At 48.8% G+C, this 871-nt stretch carries 2 protein-coding genes; both read right to left on the bottom strand.

What is annotated here, in order from left to right:
• Nucleotides 1–62: 62 nt before the first annotated feature.
• A complete protein-coding gene (locus ACK4TH_RS12400; protein WP_409626893.1) occupies nt 63–206 on the bottom strand; it encodes a hypothetical protein in 144 nt (47 codons plus the stop codon).
• Nucleotides 173–778 carry a hypothetical protein gene (locus ACK4TH_RS12395; protein ID WP_409626891.1) on the bottom strand — a complete coding sequence of 202 codons (606 nt, stop codon included), beginning with the start codon at nt 776–778 and terminating at the stop codon, nt 173–175. The genes ACK4TH_RS12400 and ACK4TH_RS12395 overlap by 34 nt, the downstream gene beginning before the upstream one ends.
• Nucleotides 779–871: the final 93 nt, after the last annotated feature.

Raw genomic sequence — 871 nt, 5'->3', positions numbered from 1 at the left:
CATACATGAAAGGAGTCTTAATCCCTTTGAAATCAGGGCATGTTTGGAACCGTGCCGTTCGTCTACGGCGAGCTGACGCGCACCGTCTTAATCCCTTTGAAATCAGGGCATGTTTGGAACTGATAATTCCCGCAGACGTTCGTCTGCGGGATGTGTCTTAATCCCTTTGAAATCAGGGCATGTTTGGAACCCAGCTTCGGCAACAAGTGGTGCAGGATTTATTCGTCTTAATCCCTTTGAAATCAGGGCATGTTTGGAACGTAGTCGCCGGCACAATATCCCGTGAATGCGGGATAGGTCTTAATCCCTTTGAAATCAGGGCATGTTTGGAACGGCGTAATCCGTTCAATCCCAGGCAATGCCTGGGAGTCTTAATCCCTTTGAAATCAGGGCATGTTTGGAACACAATCAGGGCCGATAGGGTTTCCATGCCCACAAGTCTTAATCCCTTTGAAATCAGGGCATGTTTGGAACAACAGCCGGCGCCAATGGCGCCAAACAAATACTGTCTTAATCCCTTTGAAATCAGGGCATGTTTGGAACGGTGAAAGTCGTCGAGTTTAGTAACTGACTGAGGTCTTAATCCCTTTGAAATCAGGGCATGTTTGGAACTATCGCACCCGCAAGAGGCAATCAGCGCGCTGAGTCTTAATCCCTTTGAAATCAGGGCATGTTTGGAACCATTGGCGTGAACAAAATGTAGCAGACGCTGCCGTCTTAATCCCTTTGAAATCAGGGCATGTTTGGAACTGCAAGCCCAGGAAAAACCTTTTTGCATCAACGGCCTGGAAGGGGCGTTGCGGAAACTTCGCGGCCATCGGCAACTTGTCTCTCCAAAGGCTGGGTTTCAAATCTACCACGATGGCGGCAG

The organism is Tepidimonas sp., assembly GCF_046292505.1.
In the GTDB taxonomy this organism is placed as follows: Bacteria; Pseudomonadota; Gammaproteobacteria; order Burkholderiales; family Burkholderiaceae_C; genus Tepidimonas.
This window is presented reverse-complemented; position numbering and strand designations above follow the sequence as displayed.